21 protein-coding genes, 2 tRNA genes and 1 riboswitch are annotated in these 25513 nt (G+C 63.5%); of the genes, 5 read left to right on the top strand and 18 right to left on the bottom strand.

Annotated elements, in window-relative coordinates; translation table 11 throughout:
* Positions 1 to 74 (bottom strand) — tRNA-Gly (locus tag N6L27_RS17270).
* Between the two features lie 174 nt (positions 75 to 248).
* Between N6L27_RS17270 and N6L27_RS17265 the strand changes: the two genes are divergently transcribed.
* Positions 249 to 962 (top strand): CbiX/SirB N-terminal domain-containing protein, encoded by a 714-nt coding sequence (locus N6L27_RS17265; protein ID WP_271908582.1) that lies wholly within the window; start codon positions 249 to 251, stop codon positions 960 to 962.
* A gap of 104 nt (positions 963 to 1066) precedes the next feature.
* A tRNA-Cys gene (locus tag N6L27_RS17260) sits at positions 1067 to 1140 on the top strand.
* Between the two features lie 140 nt (positions 1141 to 1280).
* Here the strand turns inward: N6L27_RS17260 and N6L27_RS17255 are convergent.
* The 12 genes from N6L27_RS17255 to N6L27_RS17200 form a co-directional block, all read right to left on the bottom strand.
* Positions 1281 to 2894 carry an AMP-binding protein gene (locus tag N6L27_RS17255; RefSeq protein ID WP_271908581.1) on the bottom strand — a complete coding sequence of 538 codons (1614 nt, stop codon included), beginning with the start codon at positions 2892 to 2894 and terminating at the stop codon, positions 1281 to 1283.
* 1 nt (position 2895) lies between these two features.
* Positions 2896 to 4056: an acyl-CoA dehydrogenase family protein gene (locus tag N6L27_RS17250; RefSeq protein WP_271908580.1), complete on the bottom strand. Its 1161-nt coding sequence runs from the start codon at positions 4054 to 4056 to the stop codon at positions 2896 to 2898.
* A 124-nt stretch (positions 4057 to 4180) separates the two neighbouring features.
* Positions 4181 to 4987 (bottom strand): enoyl-CoA hydratase family protein, encoded by an 807-nt coding sequence (locus tag N6L27_RS17245; RefSeq protein ID WP_271908579.1) that lies wholly within the window; start codon positions 4985 to 4987, stop codon positions 4181 to 4183.
* On the bottom strand, positions 4984 to 5436 hold the full coding sequence (locus N6L27_RS17240; protein ID WP_271908578.1) for a MarR family winged helix-turn-helix transcriptional regulator: 453 nt from the start codon (positions 5434 to 5436) through the stop codon (positions 4984 to 4986). The genes N6L27_RS17245 and N6L27_RS17240 overlap by 4 nt, the downstream gene beginning before the upstream one ends.
* Complete coding sequence (locus N6L27_RS17235) at positions 5433 to 6158, bottom strand: SDR family NAD(P)-dependent oxidoreductase (protein WP_271908577.1); 726 nt, start codon at positions 6156 to 6158, stop codon at positions 5433 to 5435. The genes N6L27_RS17240 and N6L27_RS17235 overlap by 4 nt, the downstream gene beginning before the upstream one ends.
* The gene (locus N6L27_RS17230) at positions 6155 to 8449 is read right to left on the bottom strand and encodes a bifunctional salicylyl-CoA 5-hydroxylase/oxidoreductase (protein WP_271908576.1); all 2295 of its coding nucleotides are present in this window, start codon (positions 8447 to 8449) and stop codon (positions 6155 to 6157) included. Before N6L27_RS17230 ends, N6L27_RS17235 begins: the two co-directional genes overlap by 4 nt.
* Before the next feature lie 155 nt (positions 8450 to 8604).
* Positions 8605 to 10845, bottom strand: coding sequence for a phosphoenolpyruvate--protein phosphotransferase (gene ptsP / locus N6L27_RS17225; RefSeq protein WP_271908575.1), 2241 nt, complete (start codon positions 10843 to 10845; stop codon positions 8605 to 8607).
* Positions 10846 to 11117: 272 nt separating this feature from the next.
* On the bottom strand, positions 11118 to 12356 hold the full coding sequence (locus N6L27_RS17220; RefSeq protein ID WP_271908574.1) for an aspartate kinase: 1239 nt from the start codon (positions 12354 to 12356) through the stop codon (positions 11118 to 11120).
* 207 nt (positions 12357 to 12563) lie between these two features.
* A complete protein-coding gene (locus N6L27_RS17215) occupies positions 12564 to 14012 on the bottom strand; it encodes a TrkH family potassium uptake protein (RefSeq protein WP_271908573.1) in 1449 nt (482 codons plus the stop codon).
* 47 nt (positions 14013 to 14059) lie between these two features.
* Positions 14060 to 14929, bottom strand: coding sequence for a hypothetical protein (locus tag N6L27_RS17210; protein WP_271908572.1), 870 nt, complete (start codon positions 14927 to 14929; stop codon positions 14060 to 14062).
* Between the two features lie 304 nt (positions 14930 to 15233).
* A complete protein-coding gene (gene folE2, locus N6L27_RS17205) occupies positions 15234 to 16337 on the bottom strand; it encodes a GTP cyclohydrolase FolE2 (protein WP_271908571.1) in 1104 nt (367 codons plus the stop codon).
* A 112-nt stretch (positions 16338 to 16449) separates the two neighbouring features.
* Positions 16450 to 17304, bottom strand: coding sequence for a LysR substrate-binding domain-containing protein (locus N6L27_RS17200; RefSeq protein ID WP_271908570.1), 855 nt, complete (start codon positions 17302 to 17304; stop codon positions 16450 to 16452).
* Positions 17305 to 17413: 109 nt separating this feature from the next.
* On the opposite strand from N6L27_RS17200, the gene N6L27_RS17195 reads away from it, so the two are divergent.
* Positions 17414 to 18202: a HalD/BesD family halogenase gene (locus N6L27_RS17195; RefSeq protein WP_271908569.1), complete on the top strand. Its 789-nt coding sequence runs from the start codon at positions 17414 to 17416 to the stop codon at positions 18200 to 18202.
* Positions 18199 to 19449: a M24 family metallopeptidase gene (locus tag N6L27_RS17190; RefSeq protein ID WP_271908568.1), complete on the top strand. Its 1251-nt coding sequence runs from the start codon at positions 18199 to 18201 to the stop codon at positions 19447 to 19449. Before N6L27_RS17195 ends, N6L27_RS17190 begins: the two co-directional genes overlap by 4 nt.
* Before the next feature lie 97 nt (positions 19450 to 19546).
* Here N6L27_RS17190 and metZ read toward each other — a convergent pair whose 3' ends face one another.
* Positions 19547 to 20737: an O-succinylhomoserine sulfhydrylase gene (gene metZ / locus N6L27_RS17185; RefSeq protein ID WP_271908567.1), complete on the bottom strand. Its 1191-nt coding sequence runs from the start codon at positions 20735 to 20737 to the stop codon at positions 19547 to 19549.
* Between the two features lie 61 nt (positions 20738 to 20798).
* Positions 20799 to 20877, bottom strand: a riboswitch (SAM riboswitch).
* A 136-nt stretch (positions 20878 to 21013) separates the two neighbouring features.
* Here metZ and N6L27_RS17180 point away from each other — a divergent pair.
* On the top strand, positions 21014 to 21703 hold the full coding sequence (locus N6L27_RS17180) for a glutathione S-transferase N-terminal domain-containing protein (RefSeq protein WP_271908566.1): 690 nt from the start codon (positions 21014 to 21016) through the stop codon (positions 21701 to 21703).
* Between the two features lie 106 nt (positions 21704 to 21809).
* Here the strand turns inward: N6L27_RS17180 and N6L27_RS17175 are convergent, their stop codons facing one another.
* From N6L27_RS17175 to ftsY, 4 genes are read right to left on the bottom strand one after another with little or no spacing between them, the layout of a single operon-like run.
* Positions 21810 to 22421 (bottom strand): inner membrane-spanning protein YciB, encoded by a 612-nt coding sequence (locus tag N6L27_RS17175; protein ID WP_271908565.1) that lies wholly within the window; start codon positions 22419 to 22421, stop codon positions 21810 to 21812.
* A 30-nt stretch (positions 22422 to 22451) separates the two neighbouring features.
* Positions 22452 to 23354: a DMT family transporter gene (locus tag N6L27_RS17170; RefSeq protein ID WP_271908564.1), complete on the bottom strand. Its 903-nt coding sequence runs from the start codon at positions 23352 to 23354 to the stop codon at positions 22452 to 22454.
* Entirely contained in the window at positions 23351 to 24277 is a 927-nt protein-coding gene (locus N6L27_RS17165; protein ID WP_271908563.1) for a hypothetical protein, read from the bottom strand. The genes N6L27_RS17170 and N6L27_RS17165 overlap by 4 nt, the downstream gene beginning before the upstream one ends.
* On the bottom strand, positions 24277 to 25449 hold the full coding sequence (gene ftsY, locus N6L27_RS17160) for a signal recognition particle-docking protein FtsY (protein WP_271908562.1): 1173 nt from the start codon (positions 25447 to 25449) through the stop codon (positions 24277 to 24279). Before ftsY ends, N6L27_RS17165 begins: the two co-directional genes overlap by 1 nt.
* Positions 25450 to 25513 lie beyond the last annotated feature (64 nt).

Below are 25513 nucleotides of genomic sequence, written 5' to 3'. Positions count from 1 at the left end.
TGGAGCGGGTAGCGGGAATCGAACCCGCACCTTAAGCTTGGAAGGCTCTTATGATACCATTTCACCATACCCGCTCAGGACATTTGCTGATTTAGGTGAAGCGCCGGGGAACGTCAACCACCTTGTTTTCGTTTACCTTTGCGGTGGCGGAAATTTCACCGCGCCCCTTGCGAAAGCCCCGCCAAGCTCTCCAAATAACAGAACATTCCATTCGCCATGCCGCCCGACCCTAACACCGGAAAACCACAGTGACCCAAGATCCGCAAACCGCCGTTATCACCGCCCATGGCCAACCCTCGGCACCCGCTCCGGCAGAGGCGGATCTGGCAGCCACTGCCAGGGCCGTTGCCGCACATCTTCCGGGCTGGGATGTCAGGTCCGCCACCCTTGCAGATACCGGCCGGCTGGAGGCGGTGGTGGAGGACGGCGCCGTAGTCTATCCGTTTTTCATGTCGCGCGGCTATTTCACCAGCAAGGTGCTGCCGGGCCGTTTGCAGGGCCGGGCCATCCGCATGGCCACGCCCTTCGGGCTGGATAGGGGCCTGCCGGATCTCGCGGCAAATGCAGTGCAACAGGCGGCATCGCAACGAGGCTGGCCGCTGGAAAGCCTGAATCTGCTGCTGGCCGCCCACGGCTCTGCCCGCGGACCCCGCGCGGCAGAAGCCGCAGAGGATTTCGCCGCCCGGCTCACCCCACTGCTGCCGGGCTGCACCCTGTCGCTCGGTTATGTTGAGCAGGACCCGCGGCTCGCCTCTGCTGCTGCCCCCCTGCCTGCTCAGTCCATCTGCCTTCCGTTTTTTGCCCAGGCAGGCGATCACGTGAAGGAAGATCTCCCCGAAGCCCTGGACACCGCAGGTTTCGGCGGCACAGTACTGCCTGTGGCCGGCGCCCTGCCCGGAGCCCCGGCCCTGATTGCCGCAGCCATCCGCCACGCAAGCCTTGACCCTAGCGCGTCTCAGTGAAATTCCAGCCTTCCGGAAAGAAATCAATTTTTGGCTCAAGCAATGGCATTTGGCCTCTTGCACCAGCCCCTGGCATGTGATTAATCACGCCTTACACCACGGATGGCGAGTTGGCGGAGTGGTGACGCAGCGGATTGCAAATCCGTGTACACCGGTTCGATTCCGGTACTCGCCTCCACCCTCACCCGGCAGTTAACCCGTATCTTGTCAAAAGGTCAGATTTGGCACTGCCGCGCACGGTTCAGGCCCGAAAGTATTTCTCCATTCTCTGACGGCCATGCAGCCGCCAGCCTTATCCCGCCCGGTCAGCCGGAACAGCTAGCCTTTCAGTTTGAACCGCTGAATCTTACCTGTCTCGGTCTTCGGCAACGCCTCGGTGAACACCACTGACCGCGGGTATTTATAGGGCGCGATGGCCGCCTTCACATGGTCCTGCAGCAGCTTGACCAGCGCTTCAGAGGGCGCATTCCCTCCGGCCAGCACCACATGCGCCTGCACAATCTCGCCGCGTGCCTCATCCGGCACCCCGATGACCGCGCATTCCGCCACCGCCTCATGCGCCAGCAGCGCAGCCTCCACCTCCGGACCCGCAATGTTGTAGCCGGAGGAGACAATCATGTCGTCGTTGCGGGCAGCAAAATGCAGGTAGCCGTCCGCGTCCCGGATGAAACTGTCGCCGGTGATGTTCCAGCCGTCCTGCACGTATTCCCCTTGCCGCTCATCCGCCAGATAGCGGCAGCCGGTCGGCCCCTTGACTGCCAGCCGCCCCGCCTCGCCGCGGGGCGCTTCGTTGCCATCACCGTCAAGCACCTTCACCTGGTAGCCAGTGACCGGCTTGCCAGTGCAGGCCGGCCGGTGGTCGCTGAACCGGTTGGTGATGAAGATATGCAAGAGCTCCGTCGCGCCGATCCCGTCCAGCATCGGCTTGCCTGTCTTATCCATCCATTCCTGATAGACCGGCGCTGGCAGGGTTTCCCCCGCTGAAACCGCGGCACGCAGCGAGGACAGATCCGCCCCCTCCTCCATCGCCCGCAGCATCACCCGGTAAGCCGTGGGCGCGGTGAAGCAGACCGTGGCCTTGTACTTCTCGATGATCTCGATGAGGTTCGGCGGTGTGGCATTTTCCAAGAGCGTCGCCGCTGCGCCAAAGCGCAACGGGAAGATCGCCAGCCCGCCCAGGCCGAAAGTAAAGGCCAGCGGCGGTGAGCCAACAAACACATCCTCCGGCTGCACATCCAGCACTTCGCGCGCATAGCCATCGGCAATGATCAGCAAATCGCGATGGAAGTGCATCGTCGCCTTGGGCGACCCGGTTGTGCCAGAGGTGAACCCAAGCAAGGCCACATCGTCCCGCCCCGTCTTTACCGCCTCGTAGGCAACAGGTTTCTCCAGCGCCAGCCGGTCCAGTTCCGCGTCGTGGTTGGAGGTGCCGTCGAAACCCACAACCGTTTTCAGGAATTTCGATTCCTTGGCGCAGGCGACCAGTTCATCCTTCAGCCTTGTGTCGCACAGCGCGTGGGAGATCTCCGCCTTGTCGACGATCTTGGCCAGCTCGCCCTTGCGCAACAGCGGCATCGTGTTGACCACCACCGCGCCCGCTTTGGTCGCAGCCAGCCAGCAGGCCACCATCGCCGGGTTGTTGGCAGACCGGATCAGCACCCTGTTGCCGGGCTTCACGCCCAAGTCCTCTGTCAGCACATGCGCCAGCCGGTTGGTCCAGTCGGCCAGCTCCTTATAGGTGCGGTAGCGGCCGTTTCCGATCAGTGCCGTATGGTCGCCGAACCCCTTCTCCACCATCGCATCGGTCAGTTCGACCGCAGCGTTCAGGTGTTCCGGGTACTGAAACCCATCCAGCAGGAACTCCGGCCATTGATCGGCGGGCGGCAGGTTATCCCGGGCGAATGTATCTGCATGCGCGCTTGGTCCCAGCATCTTATTTCCCTCCCTGAAAGGCGCCAAGAGCCTGCCGCGCAATCACCACCCGCTGCACGTCCGAGGCACCCTCGTAGATGCGCAAGGCCCGGATATCGCGGTAAAGCTCCTCTACCTTCTGGCCGCGCCGCACACCGTCACCGCCATGCAGCTGCACAGCCTTGTCGATGACGGCTTGTGCCTGATCCGTGGAAAACAGCTTGGCCATCGCCGCCTCGCGTGTCACGCGCGGCGCTCCGGAATCCTTGGCCCAGGCGGCGCGGTAGACCAGCAGTGCTGATGCATCCACATCCAGCGCCATGTCGGCGATATGCCCCTGCACCATCTGCAGATCGAACAGCGGCGCGCCCTGCACCTGCCGCTCTGTCACACGCTGCAGCGACTCGTCCAGCGCCCGGCGGGCAAAGCCCAGGGCGGCAGCCGCCACGGTGGAGCGGAACACATCCAGCACCGACATCGCAATCTTGAAGCCCGCGCCCGGCTGCCCCAGCAGCGCCGATTTCGGGATCCGGCAATCTGTGAACCGCAGCGTCGCCAGCGGATGCGGCGCAATAGTTTCCAGCCGCTCAGCAACCTCGAACCCCGGCAGGCCCGCGGGCACCACAAAGGCGCTCAGCCCTTTCGCCCCCGGTGCCTCACCGGTGCGAGCAAACAGTGTATAGACATCTGCAATCCCGCCGTTGGAGATCCAGGTCTTCTCGCCGTTCAGCACGTAAGCGTCGCCGTCCAGCGTGGCGGTCATAGTGGAGTTCGCCACATCCGACCCTGACTGCGGCTCGGTCAGCGCAAAGGCAGAAATCGCCTTGCCCGCGCGTGTCAGCGGCAGCCACTCCTGTTGCTGTGCCTCAGTGCCAAACAGCGAGATCGCCCCGGTGCCCAGCCCCTGCATGGCAAAGGCAAAATCCGCCAGCCCGTCATGGCGCGCCAGCGTCTCGCGGATCAGGCACAGGCTGCGCACATCCAGCTGTTCACCCGCCATCGCGCCGGAATGCAGCGTCCAGCCGCCCTCGCCCAAGGCTGAGACCAGCGCCCGGCAGGCGGCATCGATGTCGGAATGATCAATGCCCGCCAGCTGCGCCGCAGCCCAGGCCTCCAGTTCTTCGGCCAGCTCCCGGTGCCGGTCCTCGAAAAACGGCCAGTTCAGAAACGTCCTGTCCGCCATGATGCGGCCCTCCCAGTTTCATCTTTCCCAAATACTCCCGTCCCGCTGCCCGGCAGGCGTCTTTGCCGCCGAGAGGGGAGGCTCCCGCGCCCTCCTCCGGCGCGGGCTCCAGCGGAGTCACACTTCAGTCGCCCTCAAACAGCGGCTTTTCCTTGTTCACAAAGGCACGGTAGGCGCGCTCGAAATCCGCCGTCTGCATGCAGATCGCCTGCGCCTGCGCCTCGGCCTCAATCGCCTGCTCAATCGACATCGACCATTCCTGCGCCAGCATGGTCTTGGTCATCATATGGCCGAAGTTCGGACCCGAAGCGATCCGCGCGGCCCAGCTCTGTGCCTCCGCTTCCAGCTCGTCCGCGGCCACCAGCTTGTTGTGAAAGCCCCAGGCGTGGCCCTCTTCGGCGGTCATTGACCGGCCCGTGTACAAGAGCTCCGCCGCCCGGCCCTGGCCGATGATCCGCGGCAGGATTGCGCAGGCGCCCATGTCGCAGCCCGCCAGCCCGACCCGGGTGAACAGGAACGCGGTCTTGGCCTCCGGCGTGGCGATGCGGATGTCGGAGGCCATGGCAATGATCGCGCCTGCGCCGACACAGATGCCGTCAATCGCCGCAATCACCGGCTTGCCGCAATTCACCATCGCCTTGACCAGATCGCCGGTCATCCGGGTGAAGGCCAGAAGCTCCTTCATGCTCATGCCAACCAGCGGCCCGATGATGTCATGCACATCGCCGCCGGAGCAGAAGTTGCCGCCGTTGGAGGCAAAGACCACCGCCCTGATGCTGTCGTCATAGTGCAGGTCGCGGAACCAGTCGCGCAGCTCCGCATAGCTGTCGAACGTCAACGGGTTCTTCCGCTCCGGCCGGTCCAAGGAAATCCTGGCAATGCCATCCTCGATCCGGCACAGGAAATGCTTTGGCTCCCGGTTCACCTTCATGGCTTGCTCCCCTCATCCAGCCGCCGCGCCACCGCGTCCAGGCTCTCGGCAATTCCTTGGGCCTCATCTGCGGTCAGCCCGTCAAAGGCTGCGTTGATCCAACCTTCATGCGCCTCCGCCTGGCGGGAGAACTCAATCCGCCCAGCCTCTGTCAGCCGCACCAGATTGGCGCGGCGGTCGCCCTCGACCTTCTCGCGCTGCACATGGCCGTCCTCGACCAGCCGCTCGACAATGCCGGTCACATTGCCGTTGGAGACTTTCAGAACCCCCGACAACTCACTCATCTTGAGGCCTTTTTCGTGCTGCATCAGAGCCGCCATCACATCGAACCTGGGCAGCGTGGTTGCAAACTCCCGCCGCAGGTTCTCGCGCACGTCGCTCTCTACCGCCTTGGTGGCCTTCAGCACCTTCAGCCACAGCCGCAGCCGGTCTTTTGATGTCGTGCTCAAATTTCCCCTCCCGACACGCTCATCGCGTGCCCATTGACCGAGGCCGCGCCTTCGGACGCCAGAAACACCGCCGTGGCCGCCACTTCCTCAGGCGCGATCAGCCGCTGCATCGGATTGCCGCCAACCACCATCTTAAGCGCCTTTTCGCGCGGTATGTCATGCCGGGCCATCAGCCCGGTGATCGCGCTCTCCGCCATTTCGGTATCGACAAACCCGGGACAGACCGCATTGCAGGTGATCCCGCGCTTGGCCACGCTTTGCGCGACCGAGCGCACCAGCCCCAGTACCCCGTGTTTGGAGGCCGCATAGGCCGGGATCTGCGCCCCGCCCTGCAGGGACGCGGTGGAGGCGATGGCAATCAGCCGCCCGCCCGGCCCCATACCCGCTCGCAAGGCCGCCCGGAAGGTCAGGAAAGTGCCGGTCATGTTGACCGTCAGGGTCCGCTGCCAATCCTCCAGTTCAACATCCTCGATCCGCGCCGCAACGCCGGTTCCGGCATTGGCAACAACCACATCGTAGGGCGTGGCGAACAACGCCTCCACCTGCGCCTCATCCGTCACATCGGCCACGCGGATCTCCAGCCCCAGCCCCTCAGCCGCCGCCTCCAGCGGTTCCCGGCGGCGCCCAGTGATGGTGACATGGCAGCCGTCTGCTGCAAAAGCATGGGCAATCGCCTTGCCGATCCCCGTGCCGCCGCCAGTGACCAGTACCCTGCGTGTCATGCCCGGATCACCTCCGCCTCGCGGTCCGCCAGACGCCAGGCCTGATCGCGGCCCGCGTGATAGGGCAGCGGCCAATCGCCGTGGCGGTCGCCGATCCGTGCGGCCTCGTGCAACGTCCAATAGGGATCAGCCAGATGCGGCCGGCCCACACAAACCAGATCGGCCCGCCCTGCCATCAGGATCGAATTCGCATGATCGGCCTCATAGATATTGCCCACCGCCATGGTGGCAATTCCGGTCTCGTTGCGGATGCGGTCGGAGAACGGCGTCTGGAACATGCGCCCGTAGACCGGCTGGGCGTCCGTGGATGTCTGCCCGGCGGAGACATCGATTATATCCGCACCCGCCGCGGTGAAGGCTTTGGCGATTTCCACCGCTTCCTCGGGCGTCACACCCTCATCGCCCACCCAATCGTTTGCGGAGATCCGTACAGACATCGGTTTCCCCTCCGGCCAGACTGCACGCATGGCCCGGAACACCTCCAGCGGATAGCGCAGGCGGTTTTGCAAGGAGCCGCCATACTCATCGTCCCGAATGTTCGATTTTGGCGAGATGAAGGACGAAATCAGATAGCCATGCGCGGCATGAAGTTCGATCATGTCAAACCCCGCGCGCTCCGCCATCTGCGCCGATGCAGCAAATTCGTCGCGAATTTGATCCATTTCACCCCGGGTGATCTCCCGCGGCGCCGGGTTGTTTGCCGACCAAGGGATCGCGGAGGCCGAAACCGTCTCCCAGTTCCCCTCGGGCAGCGGCGCGTCCATTTCCTCCCAACCCAGCTGGGTAGAACCCTTGCGGCCTGAGTGACCGATCTGGCAACAGATCTTCGCGCTGGTCTCACCGTGGGCGAAATCCGTCAGCCGCTTCCACGCCGCTTCATGCTCCGGCGCATAAAGCCCCGGGCAGCCCGGCGAGATCCGGCCCTCCGCCGACACACAGGTCATCTCGGTATAGACCAGTCCAGCCCCGCCCTTGGCGCGCTCGCCGTAATGGATCAGGTGCCAGTCGGTCGGACAGCCCTCCACCGCCTTGTATTGCGCCATGGGGGAGACCACGATGCGGTTCTTCAGCTCCATCCCGCGCAATTTGTACGGTGCAAACATTGGCGGCCGCACCGGCGCATCGGCAGGCGCACCCGCCTTGTCCTGAAACCACTTCTCGGCGCTTTGCAGCCACTCCGCATCGCGCAGGCGCAGGTTCTCATGGGAAATCCGCTGCGAGCGGGTCAGCAGCGAGTAATTGAACTGCACCGGATCCATATCCAGGTAGCGCTCGACCTCCTCGAACCACTCCAGCGAGTTGCGCGCCGCCGATTGCAGCCGCAGAACGTCCAGCCGCCGCTCCTCCTGATAGCGCTCAAAGGCACGCTCCAGCGTCGGCTCAGTGCTAACCAGCTCCGCCAGCGCAATGGCACTGTCAAACGCCAGCCGCGACCCCGACCCGATTGAGAAATGCGCCGTGGCAGAGGCATCGCCCAGCAGCACAACGTTCTCGTGATGCCACTTCCCGCACAGCACCCGCGGGAAGTTGATCCACACCGCCGCCCCGCGCAGATGCGCCGCGTTCGACATCAGCGCGTGGCCATCCAGATGATCGGCAAAGATCTCCTCGCAAGTGCGGATGATCTCTTCCTTGCTCATCCCTTCAAAACCCCAGCCCTCCCAGGTCTCGGCAGAGCATTCGACGATCACCGTCGCGGTGTCCGCGTCGAACTGATAGGCGTGGATCCACATCCAGCCGTGCTTGGTCTTCTCGAAGATGAAGGTGAAAGCATCATCGAATTTCTGATGCGTGCCCAGCCAGATGAACTTGCAGGGCCGCACATCGATTTCCGGTTTGAAATGTTCTGCGAACTCATTGCGAACACTGGAATTCAGCCCGTCGCAGCCGACCACTAGGTCATAGTCTTTCTGATACTCCGACGCAGGCTTCGCGGCGGTTTCGAACTGCAGGTCCACGCCCAGCTCCCGGGCCCGGTCCTGCAGCAACAGCAGCATCTGCTTGCGCCCGATCCCGGCGAACCCGTGCCCGCCCGACACCGTGCGGGTGCCGTCATGCACCACCGCAATCTCATCCCAATAGGCAAAACTCTCCCGGATCGCTTCTGCGCTTTTCGGGTCATTGGCGCCCAGGTTCTCCAGCGCGTCATCCGACAGCACCACGCCCCAGCCAAAGGTATCATCAGGCTTGTTGCGCTCGACCACCGTGACCTCGGCCTCCGGCTGGCGCAGCTTCATCGAGATGGCAAAGTAAAGGCCCGCAGGCCCTCCTCCCAGACAGACGACTTTCATGATCATCCCTTCCCGCTCAGCGCACGTCTCTGGAATCAGGATAAGCAGGTCCGAAAAAACTTCAAGCATAAAGTTTTAAGCTTGAAGCAATTGATCGCAGCAAAGCCTCTGCACCCCCTCAGGCGCAGGTGCCGCCTCCCAGACCCACCCGCGGGTTATAGCCCCCGCAGGTATTCCATTACGGCTGGGCGTACCGCCTGGTCGCCGCGGTGGCGAGCGTCGGAGATGATCTTGCGCAGCTCGCCCAGATCCACCCGCAAGAGCAGCGACTTAACCGGACCGATGGAGGCCGGGCGCATCGACAGCGTGCGGATGCCCATCGCCGCCAGGCAAACCGCCTCGACCGGGCGGCCCGCATCCTCGCCGCAGAAGCTCAAGGGCGTGCCGGAGATCGCACAACGTTCCACAATGCGCTCAATGAAGCTCAGGAAGCTGACGTTCAGCGTGTCATAGCGCCGCCGCACCCGCTCGTTCTCGCGGTCAGCCGCAAAGAAGAACTGCTTGAGGTCATTGCCGCCGATAGAGATGAAGGCCACTTCGTCAAAGAATTTCTGCGGCGCATAGGCCAGCGACGGCGTCTCCAGCATCGCGCCGATCTTCAGGTCAGCGGGCAGCACATGGCCCAGGATGCGCTCGCGCTCGATGGTCTTTTCCACTTCTGCCCGGGCAGAACGGTATTCCTCGAACTGCGCGACAAAAGGGAACATGATCGACAGCGGCCGCCCCTCGGCAGAGCGCAGCAGCGCCTGCAGCTGCATCCGCATCACGCCCGGCTTGTCCAGGCCCACCCGGATTGCCCGCCAGCCCAGCGCCGGATTCGGCTCATCCGTGGGCTTCATGTAGGGCAGCACCTTGTCGGAGCCGATATCCAGCGTGCGGAACACCACCGGCTTGCCGTGGGCGGCATCCAGCACCCGCTTGTAAAGCGCCACCAGCTCCGACCGTTTGGGCATCTGGTTGCGCACCAGGAACTGCAGCTCGGTGCGGAACAGCCCCACTCCCTCAGCGCCGGAACCATCCAGCGACGGCAGATCCGCCATCAGGCCTGCGTTCATCACCATGTTGATACGCTGCCCGTCCGTGGTGACAGCGGGCTTGTCGCGGATCGAGGCATAACGCTCCTGCGCCTTGGCCTGCATCGCGATCTTGTCGCGGAAAGCGCCGACCACGGTCTCGTCCGGGCGCAGATGCACGACCCCCTGATCGCCATCCACCATGATGTGGTCGCCGTTCAGCGCCTCGGTGGTGACCCGCTTTGCATTGACCACCAGCGGAATCGCCAGCGCCCGCGCCACGATCGCCGCGTGAGAGCCGACTGAGCCCTCCTCCAGCACGATCCCGCGCAAAGAACGCCCGTATTCCAGCAGGTCGCCGGGGCCGATGTTGCGGGCAATCAGGATCGGGTTTTCCGGCAGCTCCGCCCCGGTGTTGGCGCCCTGCCCGGTCAGAATGCGCAGCAGCCGGTTCGACAGGTCGTCCAGATCGCTCAGCCGTTCGCGCAAGTAAGCGTCCTGCACCTGGCTCATCCGGGCCCGGGCCTGGGACTGCTCCTTTTCCACTGCCGCCTCGGCGCTGAGGCCCCGGGCAATGTCTTCTTCCATCCGCCGCATCCAGCCCTTGGAGTTGGCAAACATCCTATAGGCCTCAAGGACCTGCAGCTGCTCCTTGTCGCCGTTACGCGACACTTCCAGCATCTTGTCGACGCCGACCCGCAGCTCCTCCACGGCCTCGTTCAGCCGCTCCAGCTCCTTGTGCGGATCATCGGCAATCGGGTTGGTCACGATCACCCGCGGCTCATGCAGCCACACATGACCCTCTGCAGCGCCTTCTTGCGCCGAAACCCCGTGAACCAGAACCGCCTGCTGGTGCAGCGGCGACAGCGCCGCACCCTCGCCGACAAAGGCACCCAGTTCGGTCATCTCGGCGATCACCATCGCCACCACTTCCAGCGCATAAACCGCATCCGCCGAAAACTCGCGCGCTTCTCTGGATTGCACAACCAGCACGCCCAGCATCTCGCCCAGCCGCTGCACCGGCACGCCCAGAAAGGAGGAAAACCGCTCTTCCCCGGTTTCCGGCATATAGCGGAAACCCTTGGCATTGGGCGCATCCGGCGTGTTCACCACCTTGCCGTATCTGGCAACGCGGCCCACCAGGCCCTCCCCGATCCGCATCCGGGTCTGGTGCACCGATTCGGTGTTCAGGCCCTCTGTCGCGCACAGCTCCAGCGTCTCATCATCGCGGAACAGATAGACCGAGCACACCTCGGTCCCCATGCTGTCGGCAATCAGATGGGTGATCTTGTCGAGCCGCGCCTGGCCGGCATCATCGCCCGCCATCGCCTCGCGCAAACGAACCAGAAGCTTCCTGCTTTCGGATTCCGTGGTATCGGCCATTCTCACCCTCTCCCGAGGTTTCTTCCCCGCACGCTGCCGCCCAGATTGCTCTCTGGAAACGGACACCGCCCAGAGTAGTACGCCAGCGTTCTCTCCTCCACCCACTTGTCCCACCCCGGCGGAAAAAGTCCAAGTGTTTTTGCAGCATTGCCTGCAATCAAAGCATTCTGTCCGGCCCAAAGGCCAGACACCGCCTGCCACCGGCCAGACATGACAAAGGCGCCTGAACGGCGCCTTTGCGTGTCTCGTGATACTGTTTTTAAAAGAAGCGCTTAGCTTGCTTTCTCCAGTTCGAACGCATCATGCAGCGCCTGCACGGCCAGCTCCATGTACTTGCGGTCGATCAGCACCGAGATTTTGATCTCGGAGGTGGTGATCACCTTGATGTTGATGCCCTCATCCGACAGCACCTTGAACATCTTGGCCGCCACGCCCGACTGCGAACGCATGCCGATGCCGACCACCGAGACCTTGGCGACATCCTGATCAGCCAGCAGTTCCGCATAATTCAGCTCGCCCTGCTCCTTGATTGCCAGCAGCGCCTTTTCGGCACGCGCCACCTGATCGGTCGGGCAGGAGAAGGTCATGTCGGTGCGGCCATCTTCCGAGACGTCCTGCACGATCATATCGACATTCACACCCGCCTCGGACAGCGTGGTGAAGATCGTCGCTGCGATCCCCGGGCGGTCGGCCACCGACTGCACGGTCAGCTTGGCCTCATCGCGGGAGTAGGCAACGCCGTTTACAACATTGGATTCCATGATTTCCTCCTCGTCGCAGACCAGGGTTCCGGCCTCGTCGGACTGTTCCTCAAAGCTCGACAGCACGCGCAGCTTCACATTGTAGCGCATTGCCAGTTCAACGGAGCGTGTTTGCAGCACCTTGGCCCCCAGCGAGGCCAGCTCCAGCATTTCCTCGAACGCAATCTTGTCCAGCTTGCGCGCCTTGCCGCAGATCCGCGGGTCGGTGGTATAAACACCGTCCACATCGGTATAAATATCGCAGCGCTCAGCTTCAAACGCGGCGGCAAAGGCCACCGCGGTGGTGTCGGAACCGCCCCGGCCCAGGGTGGTAATGCGGCCCTCAGGGCTGATGCCCTGGAAACCGGCAACAACCGCCACCTTCATGCCCTCGGCAAACTTGGCATTGATGTTTTCCGGCGGGATTTCCTCGATCCGCGCCTGGCTGTGCGCCGAGGTGGTCATCAGCGGCACCTGCCAGCCCTGCCAGCTGCGCGCCGGGATATCCATCTCCTGCAGCGTCAGCGCCATCAGGCCCGCGGTCACATTCTCACCAGAGGACACCACGGCGTCATATTCCCGCGCGTCATACAGCGGCGAGGTCTCACCGACCCAGCCCACCAGCTCGTTGGTCTTGCCGGACATCGCCGACACGATGACGATCACGTCATAGCCCTTGGCCACCTCAACACCGACGCGTTTGGCGGCGCGGCGGATGCGGTCCAGGTTGGCGACAGACGTGCCGCCGAATTTCATCACAAGTACGGGCATATGGAACGGGTCTCCCTGCGCTTGCGGGTTTCGGTCCCGTGCCTCATATGCGAGCCGCCCCCCAAGGGCAAGGGCGCGCGGGCCATCCGGGCAAGGAAGCTGCGGCCTGCCTCCGGATTTCAGCGCGGCAAAGCGCCACAAGGCTCTGGCTGCGCAATTTCTGGTATCCCGGCAGCATCCCGTCCCGGGATTTCCGCCAGCACGCCGTCAGGCGCGCCAGAACCGAACTGTCAGGATCGCGTATACAGCCATCAGTTCCAGCCGCCCGATCAGCATCGCCACGCTCAGGATCCACTTGGCCGGATCATTGAGGGTCGAAAAATTGCCCGCAGGCCCGATGATATCGCCCAGCCCCGGCCCGATATTGGCCACCGCCGTCGCAGCGCCGGACACCGCTGTCACGAAATCCAGCCCGGTCAGCGCCAGCATCCAGGCGATAATGCCCAGCGTCACCACAAAGAACATGAAGAAGGAAATCACCGAACTCAGCACATCAGCATCCACCGGCCGCCCCTCGTATCGGGTCTGGAACACCCCGTGCGGCGATCGGATGCGCTGGATCTGCACCTTGATCGAGGCAAACAGAAGCTGATAGCGGAATATTTTTACCGAACAGGCCGTGGATCCCGCGCAGCCGCCAATCAGGCCGGTGAAGAAGAAGATCATCACCAGGAAGCTGCCCCATTGCATGTAATCCGCGCTGGCATAGCCGGTCCCGGACATGATCGAGGTGATGTTGAACAGGGCGGAGCGCAGCGCTTCTTCGCCGCCATGCGGACGCGCGTAGTACAGAACCCCTGCTGCCACCGCGACCAGGAGCCCCAGCGTCATCATGAAACCGCGGATCTGACTGTCGCGCAGCAGCGGGGTCCCGTGGCCATTGATCAGCTGCACATAGCGCACGAACGGCAATGCCGCCAAAATCATGAAGACAGAGGCTGCGTATTCCACCGGCCCGGCAAAGGCCCCGAAAGAGGCATCGTAATTGGCAAATCCGCCGGTCGCGATTGTGGTCATCGAATGCACCAGTGCATCAAACGGCCCCATGCCCATCATCATGTAGACCAGCATGCAGGCCCCGGTCAGCGAAACATAGATCAGCGATATCTGCTTGGCGATCGCCTGCGCCCGCGGCAGGATCTTCCCGAAGGTGTCAAAGCTCTCGGATTTGAAGATCTGCATGCCGCCGACCCGCAGCTCGGGCAGGAACACCATTGCAACCACAATGATGCCGATGCCGCCCAGCCATTGCAGGATGCCGCGCCAGAGCAGCAGCCCGCGCGGCAGATCATCCAGACCGGAAATGACGGTTGAGCCGGTAGTGGTCAGCCCCGACATCGCCTCGAAAAAAGCATCGACAAACCGCAGTTCGGTTGCCCCCAGCATCAAGGGCACGGCCCCGAACAGCGGCAGCGCCACCCAGACCAGCGTGGTCAGCAGGAAGGTCTGGCGGATGCTCAGCCCCTCCTTAACCCCGTTGGCACAGCTGAGCGACAAAAGCCCGCCCACCAGGACGGTGAACACGGCGCTCTCCAGGAACACGGGCCACTCGCCCCGGCCATCATAAAGATCGACCAGCAGCGGGAACACCATCATGGCTCCCAGAATGACGACCAGCAGGCCGATGACATACCCAACCGGGCGGAGATCCAACATGCGGCGCAGCGTTGGCCCCCTGCGCAGTCAGTGTCAAGTGGGCGGCGTCAGTCGCCGCTGCCGCCGGTGCCCGCAGCGTTGCGCTGCGGCATCTGCGGCGGGGTGGACGGCTTGCGCGGGCGTTTGGACGGCGCGGCTTGCGGCGCTTGAGCATTGCCCCCCGCAACAGGTTCTTCCGCAAGCGCCTTGGGCGCAGCGTCTGCGGCTGCCGGGGCCTTAGCGCCGCTTGCCGCAGGCTGAGCCCCGCCGCGGCGGGCAGAGGAACTGCGGAACATTGCAGATTGTTCCCTTGCCTTCTCCCCGGCCTTTGAACCATTTTGATTTGCAGGCTTATTCGCAGAGGGCGCCGCCGGCGGAGCCGCCTTTGCAGCTTCCCTGACCGGCTCCGGCTTGGCAGGTTCTGCCTTAACAGGTTCCGGTTTCACTGGCACCGCCTTAGCACTGGCTTGCAGGGCGGCTTCGGTCTTGGCTGCCGCAGGAACTGCCGGCTTGGCAGCTGCCGCCTTGGGTGCAGCGGTTTTGCGCACAGGCGCCTTGCGGACCGCAGCCTTACGGCCTGCGGATTTGCGCGCCGCAGGCTTCCGGGCCGCGGGCTTCTTGGTTTTGGCCTTTGCTTCGGCCGGCATTTCGACCGGCGCCGCCGCTGCAGCATCCGCTTTCGGCGCCGCCGCTGCGGCCTCCTTCTCCGGAGCCGCCTTGGCTGCCTCACCGGCATCCCCTGCCAATGCCGGCACGCCTGCCTGCAACAGGCGCCGCTGGGCTTCCAGCATCGTCTGCGCCAGCTGCATCTGCGCCAGCGGCGCCTTCAGCGCAGCCTCTGCCGCTTGGCGCCACAGCTTCAGTTGCAGCCCGGCCGCATAGCCCGCCCATTCATGCGTCTTGACCGTCAGGCCCGGGATATTTTGAAAGCTCGTCATTTGTTACTCCTAAAGTCCAGCACTGCACTTGCTCCGGAACGGCGCTGCTGCATCCGGGCAAAGAAAAACGGGAGCGGCGGCCGGGGGCGTCCCGGGCCTGATGCAGCGGAAAACGGGCCGTCAAATACAGACACCTGCGCACAAGCTCCCCTGGCCCCCGGCAGGACGGCCGGGGGGATTCGCATTGACGCTAGCATGAAGCGCTGCGTTGCGGCGTAAAAAATGCGGCAATGCAGAAATTACCAGGAGGCCAACCGGATGACCTAGCGGAAACCCGCCTGAAAATCAGGCAGGCCGGCCCGTTTCAGCCCTGGTGGATAAGGGTTGCGAACAGTTTCGGGTCCAGGCTCATCGCCTTGAACAGGTCGCCTTGCGTCAGCACGCTGACCGCATCATGGCTGTGCAGGCTTTCCTGGTGGCTCGCCACCACCCGGAAATCTCCAATCCGGTCATCCGCCTGCAGCGCCTCACAGAACAGCCGCGCCGCATCCTCGACAAAGATCGGGTTGGCGGCATTGAGCTCGGCAAAGGCCTGTTCGTCCTCGCGCTTGACCATCACCTGGGTTTCGGTCGGCACCGCCTTGCGGCACAGCTCGATCAGCTCCTCGAACCACAGGCAATCGCTGCCGGGCACCGACTGCACCGAAATCCGTGCCACCGAGCGCTGCGAATGCGGCGTCGCCAATTGCCCCCGCGCCTGGCGGGCGTGCTCCGACAGTTCCAGCGAGCACGGGCAGGTCGAGGAGTAGACATAGTCCAGATGCATGATCTTCTCACGCACCCCGTCGTGATCCACCAGTTCCAGTGCAAAGTCGTAGTACTGATAGCCGCTCAGGCCCGAGCGCAGGCTGCTGACCCGCGCAGGGAAGGAGAACCGCATCTGGATGCGCGCATCCGGGCTGTCCAGATCGCTCAGGTAGTCATCCAGCGCGCTTGCCATCACCTCGAAACTGAAGGTGCTTTCCGCGTGCTTGTAGAAGGTCCGCATGATCCGGGACATGTTGATGCCCTTCTTGCCCGCATCCAGGGACACGGTGCCGGTCACGCTGGTCTCCAGCGTCAGATCGCCATCATCACGGGTGTGGAAGCGGATCGGCAGGCGGAAGTTCGAAATCCCCACATGCTGGATCTGCTCCTTGGCGCCGCGGATCAGGCTGGTCGGCCCGTTCTGCAGGTCAGGCAGCGTCGCGCGGTAGGCTTCGTCGGATTTGAACTCCTCAGGGTACTGACGCGACAGTTCCGGGTAGTTGCCAACCTCGCGGCCCGGCAGCAGCCGTGCCACCGCCGGGTCCAGCTCGGCGATCTCGGTCTCAGTCACGGTGCCGGCCCAGGCCCGCAGCACATCCAGCGCGGCAGCAGCGGCCTCGCGGTCCGGCGCCCCGGCAGCGTCGCGGTTATGAATGTTCATCGGCGTTTCCCCCAGTGATACGGGCCCCATATAGGGTGCGGCAGGCCACTCTCATATACTGTTACGCGGCAATTTTCAAAACGGATCCGCCATTTGCGGCAGAACCGGCGCCTTAACGGACCCCCAGCACCTCCGCAAGGGTCCGCAAGCGGCGCGAGCGCGACTTGTAATGCGCGGTAACCAGCACATAGGGCCGCGGCATCTCCAGCACCGGCCCCTGCAGCCGGTGCAGCCTGCCCGCGCGGATTTCCCCGCCCACAACCTGCTCCGGCAGCAGCGCAATGCCCAGCCCCGCCTGCACCAGCGCCACCACCGAGGGCACCGACTGCCCGATGACTGCCGTGGCCAAATCCTGCCGTTCGACTGCATGCTGAACAAAATACTGCCGCCAGCCCGGCACCGAGGAAATGGTCTCGCCCCAGCTGACCTCCACCAGTGGCGCCGTCCGGATATCCATATGCGGGTCCTTGCCAACCGGCACCAACCGGTCCGTGAACAGGGGCTGTGTCCGGTGCTCGGGATGTTCACCGCCATAGGTCAGCCGCGCATCAATACCCTCCGCCTCCAAATCAATCCGGTCATCCTCGATCCTGAGCCGCACAGGCACATCCGGCCGTACCTCCGCAAATGCCTTCAGCCGCTCCGGCAGCCACAGCTGCGCCAGCGCAGGCGTGGCCGAAATCACCAGCGGCCGCCGGGTGCCGCCTTCGGTCAGCGCCTCGGTGAAACTGGCAATCTCCGCCAGCGACATCGCCGCCTTCTGATAATAATCCCGCCCGGCATCGGTCAGCCGCACCTGATTGGCACGGCGGGTGAACAGCTTCAGCCCCAGCCACTCCTCCAGATTTTTCACCTGCATCGACACCGCCGCGGAACTCACGCCCAGCTCTGCCCCGGCAGCTGAGAAGCTCCCGGTCCGGGCAGCGCATTCAAAGGCGCGCAGGGCGTTCAAGGGCGGCAGCTTCATGATGGCACAGTGCAAGAAATTCTTATGCTCTCCAAGATATTTTATAGTGGTCAGATCCCCGCCCGGCGCGCAGGCTTGGGAAAACACGAAAGCCCCCAAGGAACACCCCATGCGCGATATTCTTGATCTCGACCGTTACCCGCTCGACCGCCCCGGCACGCCGGAATGGCAGGCGCTGGTGGACCGCTGCCGTGCTGAGCTGGCCGCCGACGGCATGTTCAGCCTCGAGGGCCTGATGAAACCGGAGGTGGCCCAGGGGGCCGCCGATGCGCTTCAGGGCAAGTTCGAGACCGAAAGTTTTCACCACAAGCGCTGGCACAACATCTACTTCAAGGACGCGGTCGACGGCCTGGCCCCGGACCACCCGGCACTGCAAAAGGTTGAGACCTCGAATTTCACCCTGTGCGCCGACCAGTTTCCGGACTCGCCCGTGCTGCGCCTGTATGATTGGCCGCCCTTTGCGCAATTCCTTGCCGCCACCATGGACAAGCCTGCGCTTTACACCATGGACGACCCGCTGGCGCGGCTGAACATCATGTCCTACGGCGCAAGCCAGGCGCTGAACTGGCATTTCGACCGCTCTGAATTCACCACCACCATGCTGCTGCAAGCGCCCGAGGAAGGCGGCGAGTTCATCTACAGCCCCGAACTGCGCACGGATGACGACCCGAATTACGAAGGCGTCGAACGGCTGCTGGCGGGCCAAGACCCCAACATGCGCACAATCACCCTTGATCCCGGCACGCTGAACATACTCCGCGGCAAGAACTCCCCCCACCGGGTCGGCACTGTCAAAGGCGGCAAAACACGGGTGATCGCAGTCTTCACCTTCTACGAAAACCCGGGCGTGCGGTTCACTGACGAGGAAAACATCGGCTTCTACGGCCGCGCCTCATGACCGAACTGGCCGTTTTCAAGGATGAGCGCAAACGCACCTTCCTGAATGCAGAAGGCTCAGACAAGCCGCTGAAATCGCCGTTGGGACAGGATGTTCTGGACCGCGCCCGCACCTACCGCCTGCAACGGCTGCGGGACGAAATGGCGCGGCAGGACGTGGCGGGCCTCCTGCTCTATGACCCGGTCAACATCCGCTATGCGTTTGACTGCTCAAACATGTCAATCTGGACCGCCCACAACCCGATCCGCTACGCGCTGATCCTGAACGGCGGCCCCGGCATCATGTTCGAATTCAAGAGCTGCGAGCATTTGAACAATGGGCTGCCCGGCATTGACGAGGTCAGGAATGCCATCGGCTGGATGTTCATGTGCGCGGGCGACAAGGCCGCGGACCGGCTGGCGCCCTGGGCGGCGGAGATCGCGGATATGGTCAAGCAATACGGCGGCGGCAACCTGCGCCTCGGCGTTGACCGGATGGAGCCGGGGGGTGTGCACGCCCTGTCAGAACACGGCCTGCAGATCATCGACGGCGGCCAGATCACGGAAACCGCCCGTGCCATCAAATCGGCGGACGAAATCGAACTGATGCGCTGGACCATCCGCGTCTGCGAGGCCGGCATGGCGCGGATCTATGAGCACTCGGTGCCCGGCGTCACCGAGCAGGAGCTCTGGGCGCATCTGCATTTCGAGAATGCCCGCTCCGGCGGCGAATGGCTGGAAACCAAGCTGCTCACTTGCGGACCCAACACAAACCCGTGGTACAAGGAATGCTCCGCCCGCGAATGCCGCGCGGGTGAGATGATCTCCTTTGACACCGACATGATCGGCCCCTACGGCTATTGCGCCGACCTCTCGCGCAGCTGGACCTGCGGTTTTGTCCCGATGAATGACACACAAAAGCGTCTGTATCAGGCTGCGCGGGAGCAGATTGAACACAACATGGCGCTCTTGCGGCCCGGCCTCAGCTTTTCCGAATTCAACGCCAAAAGCTGGCAGATCCCGGAACCCTACCAGCCCTACCGCTATTCTTTGGCGGCGCATGGCGTGGGCATGGCCGATGAATGGCCGGTGGTGCCGCTGCATGCGGATTTTGAGGGTGCCCACGGCGGCCGGTTCGAGGAGAACATGGTGATCTGCATCGAAAGCCTGATCGGCGAGAAAGGCTCCGAGTCGGTCAAGCTGGAAACCCAGGTGCTGGTCACTGCGGACGGCCCGCAGCGGCTCGACAGTTTTCCCTGGGAGATGTGACGCGGCAAAAAAGAGAGGGGGCTGTCTGCCCCCTCTTGAGCCTGCGGCTCAATTCACCCCCGAGAGTATTTCAGGAAAGATGAAACCCTGCCCGGCCTCAGGCCTGCGAAGCCTCCAGCGCGGCCTTCAGATCGGCGATCAGATCATCGGCATCTTCCAGCCCGACCGAGAAGCGCACCAGGCCCGGAGTGATGCCCAGCTCGTCTTTCAATTCGTCAGTCAGCCGCTGGTGGGTCGTGGTCGCCGGATGGGTAGCGATGGATTTTGCGTCGCCCAGGTTGTTGGAGATCACCGGGATGGTCATCGCGTTCAGGAACTTGAACGCCGCCGCCTTGCCGCCCTTCAGGTCCAGCGACAAGACGGTGCCGCCCTTGCCGCCCAGCTGGGTCTGCACCAGCGCGTTCTGCGCGTGGTCCTTCAGCCCCGGGTAAATGGTGCGCTCCAGCGCCGGATGGCCGCTCAGCGCTTCCGCGATCTTCAGCGCGGTTTCGGCCTGGGCATTCACACGCAGCGAAATGGTTTCCAGCCCCTTCAGCATCACCCAGGCATTGAACGGGCTGAGCGATCCGCCGGTGTGCTTCATATAGGGTTCCAGCGTGCCGCGGATGTAGTCCTTGGTGCCCAGCACCACCCCGCCCAGCGCCCGGCCCTGGCCGTCGATGTGCTTGGTCGCGGAATAGATCACCACATCGGCGCCCTGCGCGATGGCGTTCGAGAACACCGGAGTGGAGAACACGTTGTCCACCACCACGGTGGCGCCGACCGAATGCGCGATCCCGGCAACGCCTGCGATGTCGATCACCTCCAGCGTCGGGTTCGACATGCTCTCGAAGAACACTGCCTTGGTGTCCGGGCGCACAGCTGCCTTCCAGGCGTCCAGGTCGGTGCCGTCGATGAAGGTCACCTCAACCCCGAAGCGGCCCAGCACATCCGCCAGGATATAGTTGCAGGAACCGAACAGCGCCTTCGCGGACACGATGTGGTCGCCGGCCTTCACCAGCGAGGTCAGCGCGCCATTGACTGCCGCCATGCCTGATGCGGTGGCAAAGGCGTCCTCGGCCCCTTCCAGCGCCGCGATGCGCTTTTCGAACATGTCGACGGTCGGGTTGCCGTAACGGGCATAGATGAACTCATCCGGGCCGGTCTCGATGAACCGCGCCTCAGCCTGCTCGGCGCTGTCGTAGACGAACCCTTGCGTCAGGAAAATCGCCTCGCTCACCTCGTTGTACTGGCTGCGGCGGGTGCCGCCATGCACCAGCGTGGTGCGCTTGCTCCAGTTGTCGCTCATCTCTTCTGTCTCCTCGCGCCCATAGCGCACAAAAAACCCCCAATCGGCCAAGCGAAAGGGGGTCCTTCACGTCCTGACCTCTTTAGCGGGATTGTTTAACGTGGCCCGCAATCCGGTAACAAATCGCCACGATGTGATGCAGGGGCTTTACGCATCTTGCGAGATTCGGTCAAGCCGCAGCATGTCCGGCAATCACGGCGATGTGAGGCGCCCCGCCCCTTGCTTCACCGCCGCCGCCCGTGCTCCTGTGGCCCCGCACACAGACGGAGGCGCACGATGCAGGATCCCATCCAGCTGTTCTACTGGCCCACCCCCAATGGCTGGAAAACCTCCATCGCGCTGGAGGAGATGGGCCTGCCCTTTGAGGTCACCCTGATCGACATCGGCAAAGGCGGCCAGTTTGCGCCCGGGTTCCTGAAGATCTCCCCCAACAACCGGATGCCTGCAATCGTGGATCCGGACGGGCCGGACGGCGCGCCGGTCTCGCTGTTTGAAAGCGGTGCCATCCTGCAGTACCTCGCCCGCAAGACCGGGCAGTTCTACGGCGCGGATGAGCGCACGCGGCTCAAGGTGGATCAATGGCTGATGTGGCAGATGGGCGGCGTCGGCCCGATGGCGGGCCAGGCGCATCATTTTCTGAAATACGCTCCCGAGGATCTGCCCTACGCCAAGGACCGCTACCGCAGCGAGGTTACCCGCCTCTATGGCGTGCTGGACCGGCAGCTGGCAGAAAATGAGTTTGTGGCGGGCTCAGATGTCACGATTGCCGACATGGCAATCTGGCCCTGGGCCTCGCTCTGGGAAGGCCAGCAGCAGACTTTGGACGACAAGCCGCATCTGGCCCGCTGGCTGGGTCTGATGTGGTCGCGCCCCGGCGTCGTGGCCGGCCGGGCGCTGCACGCGGACCTGCGCGCGGACCGGTCCGATACAAGGGCCCAAGAGGTGATTTTCGGACAAACCCGGTAGCGCGCGCAACCGCAGCGCACCGCAGGTGCGCTGCCCGGCCCAAGGCTTCAAGCTTCATCATTGATGATGTACGAAGGCGCGGGAGCCTGCCTCTGCCCGCCGGTTGTTACTCCGCCGGGCCCGCCTCCTCCTCGTCGCCGTATTTCTGCAGCAGCTGGCCTTGGAACATAAAGAAGGCAAACATCGCCACCGGCAGGCCGAAGGTCTTGAAATAAACCCATGTCTCGGTGCTCTGCGTGCGCCAGATCAGCTCGTTTGCCACCGCCAGGCCAAAGAAGAACGCGCACAGCCGACGGGTCAGGATCATCCAGCCCTCCTGCTGCAGCGGCATCAGCTCTTCCATCACCACTTTGAGCCAGCTTTGCCCGCGCATCAGGCCGATGCCCAGCAATCCGCCAAACAGCAGATACAGCATCGTCGGCTTCATCTTGATGAAACGGTCATCATTGAACCACACCGACATGCCGCCGAACAGCACCACCAGAATGAGCGTCGCAAATTGCATCCGCGACAGATGGCCCGTCAGCTTCCACAAAGCGAGCGTGGAGGCCACCATCAGCGGGATGAACGCCGCTGTGATGACGATGAAGCCCTTGTACTCGCTGCCCCCGATCAGAAACACCTCATCCTTCAGCTTCAGATAGCCGATGAAGAACAGGACAATCGGGCCCAGTTCCAGCAGCATCTTCAAAGTCGGGTTGATCTTCTTCACGGCCATGTGGCCTCCTGTCTGCTCTGCTTGCGGGCTTTAGCCGCCCATTTCCACTATCACGGCGCCCAGGGCGATCAAAGCCATCAGGGCAATCCGCCGCGGCCCCACGGTTTCCTTCAGCACCAGCCAGCCGATGAGGGCGGCAAACACCGTCGAGGTCTCGCGCAGCACCGCCGCCTCCCCCACCTTGTCCAGCCGCGTCGCCAGCATGATCGCGCCAAAGGACGCAAAGGCCACCAGCCCGCCGAAGAAGCCCTTGGCCATCAGCGGCCCGGGTGCAGGCGGTACCGCCATACTGCGCCAGCGGCTGAAGGCAATCACCGGAAACACCAGCCCGTCGATCATGAAAAACCACGCGAGGAAGGTGAACGGATCCGCCGTCGCCCGGATGCCATAGGCGTCATATGTGGTGTAAGCGGCCACAAACAACCCGGTCACCACCGCCAGCCCCAGCGCAATCCCCAGCGTGTCGCGGTTCACCGTCAGGTAGCGGTAGTTATACCCCGCTAGGCCAAAAATCCCCGCCAATAGCACAGCCACCCCCAGCCATTGCACCGGGGTGAACACTTCGCCGAACAGAAAGAAGGAGCCAATGACCGTGAACAGCGGCCCGGTACCGCGCACCACCGGGTAGACCACGGTATAGCTGCCCTTGGTATAGGCCAGCGCCTGGAACAGCTTGTAGAAGACGTGGATCACCCAGGCGACGAAGAAAATCACCCACATATGCGGCTCCGGCCAGGGCACCACAAACAGCGCAAAAGGCGCCGCCATCACGCAGTAGGAAAAGTCGATCGCGCCGCGCGACAGCCAGGGATCATGCCGCCCCTTTTGCAACGCACCAAAGACTGCGTGCAGAAAAGCTGCCCAGATAGCCAGAAACAGGGCTGCCTGATGCCCCGCCTCGGTGCCTTCCAGGGAGATCAGCCAATCGCTCAAGGTGCTTCTGTCCAGCGGACCGTGATGCTGACGTCCTTCAATAGCGCCAGAAAATCCTCTGAGTCCGGAATGGTCCCCGCTGCATCCATCGCCATGGCAAAGGGCATGAAACGCGCCACCCCCAGCCCCTCTGCAGACACCACGCTGACTTCCAGCGTGCCTGACGGATGCGGCATAGTGCTAATCATCTGCTGAAGCGCAGCTATGGAGCCTTCCGTGTAAAGGCTTTCCGGCAGCTGCGACACAAACCGGTCCGCTTCCAATTTCAATGCCTGAACCTGTTCTTCCACCGGGGTATCCTGCGACAAAAGCGCGTTGCCGATGGGCAGCAAAGCCACGTCTTCGAACATGCCATGCGAAGCAATCCGCAGGTCCAAGCGGGACATGGCTGCCGTTCCGGCACTCATCTGCAGCTTGGCAAGGCTGCTTGCATCCACTCCGCTAAGCTGTCCAGAAACCGCAATCTCATTGTCTCCGGGATAGTCGATCCAGGCGCGGTCCAGTAGCAGGCTATCCCCGGTCAACCGGTAGCGCACGCCGCCGCTGATCCCCTTGCGGCCCCTGGCCTGCTCCCGCAACAGATATGCAGTAACCGGATCCCCCGGAATAACCGGCACGAACCGCAGCCCTTCAAAGGTCATGTCGAGCGTCTCCGGCGGCAGTCCGGCAGCCAAGCGCCCAAGGCCGGCGCCAGCCCAGCTGATGCGCTCCACCTCGGCGGCCAGATATTGCGAGGACTGCACTGCAAGCCCTTGCACCAGACAACGGCCGTCCTCTGCGGTTTCGGCCACTGGCAGATGTTCCGCCAGCGGAGCAAATTGCGCTGCCGCTATGCTCCAGCTTAAGCTGCACTCCTCCGCATCCGCGCCAGCCGCAGCAGGCAGGCAAAGCACGGCAAGCGGCGCGAGAGCAAAAAGGCGCATTACTTGTTCCCGATTCCGGTCAGCGCTGCCGCGAATTCTTCCGGATCAAACGGCGCCAGATCGTCGATTTGCTCGCCCACGCCGATGGCGTGGATCGGCAGGCCGAACTTGTCCGCAAGCGCCACCAACACGCCGCCCTTGGCGGTGCCGTCGAGCTTGGTCATCACCAGGCCCGACACATCCGCCAGCTGCTGGAAAGTGCCGACCTGGCTCAGCGCGTTCTGGCCGGTGGTGGCGTCCAGCACCAGCAGGGTGTTGTGCGGCGCGGTCTCGTCCTTTTTGCGGATCACACGGACGATCTTTGCCAGTTCCTCCATCAGGTCGGCGCGGTTCTGCAACCGTCCGGCGGTATCGATCATCAGCAGGTCAGCACCGTCTTCCTGGGCCTTGGTCATCGCATCAAACGCCAAGGAGGCCGGGTCAGAACCTTCGGGCGCGGTCAGTACCGGCACGCCTGCACGGTCGCCCCAGACCTGAAGCTGTTCGACAGCGGCGGCGCGGAATGTGTCGCCCGCGGCGATCACCACCTTCTTGCCAGCGCCCTTGAACTGGCTGGCCAGCTTGCCGATGGTGGTGGTCTTGCCGGAGCCGTTGACGCCCACCACCAGCACCACCTGCGGGCGCTTGGCGTAGATCGGCAAGGGCTTGGCCACCGGTTCCATGATACGCGCGACTTCCTGCGCCAGCAGTTCCTTGATCTCGCGGCTGGAAACCTTCTTGCCCATCCGCCCCTCGGCCAGGTTGGCGGTGACACGCAGTGCGGTGTCCACCCCCATGTCGGCGGCGATCAGCAGCTCTTCCAGCTGCTCCAGCATGTCGTCATCCAGCGCCCGGCGCGGCTCCGCCGCAGCAGAGCGGCCCATCAGGCGGCCCAGCAGGCCCGGTGATTTCTTCTCAGGTTCTGGCGCAGGCTGCGGGGCCGGTGCGGGCTCGGGGGCCGCAACGGGTTGCGGTTCAGGTTCGGGTACGGGCTCCGGCGCGGCCACGGGTTCCGGCTGCGGAACCGGCGCAGGCGCAGGCTGCTCCGGTGTCACTGCCGGAGACTCCGCCAGGGCCTGAACAGCCTCATCCGCAGCGCTCTCCGCACCTTCCTCGACAATCGCATCGAGCCCCTGCTCGAGCTTGGAGGAGGATTTGAACAGCCGCTCCTTGAGCTTTGAGAAAAACGCCATCTTGGTCTCCGCAAAAGGGTCTGCCCCTCACCTAATGCGGATTTCGGCGGAGTGCAAAGCGCTA

It is taken from the genome of Leisingera sp. SS27 (assembly GCF_028368855.1).
Lineage (GTDB): Bacteria > Pseudomonadota > Alphaproteobacteria > Rhodobacterales > Rhodobacteraceae > Leisingera.
Note: the sequence above shows the minus strand (reverse complement) of the source record. Positions and strands in the feature narration are given on the sequence as shown.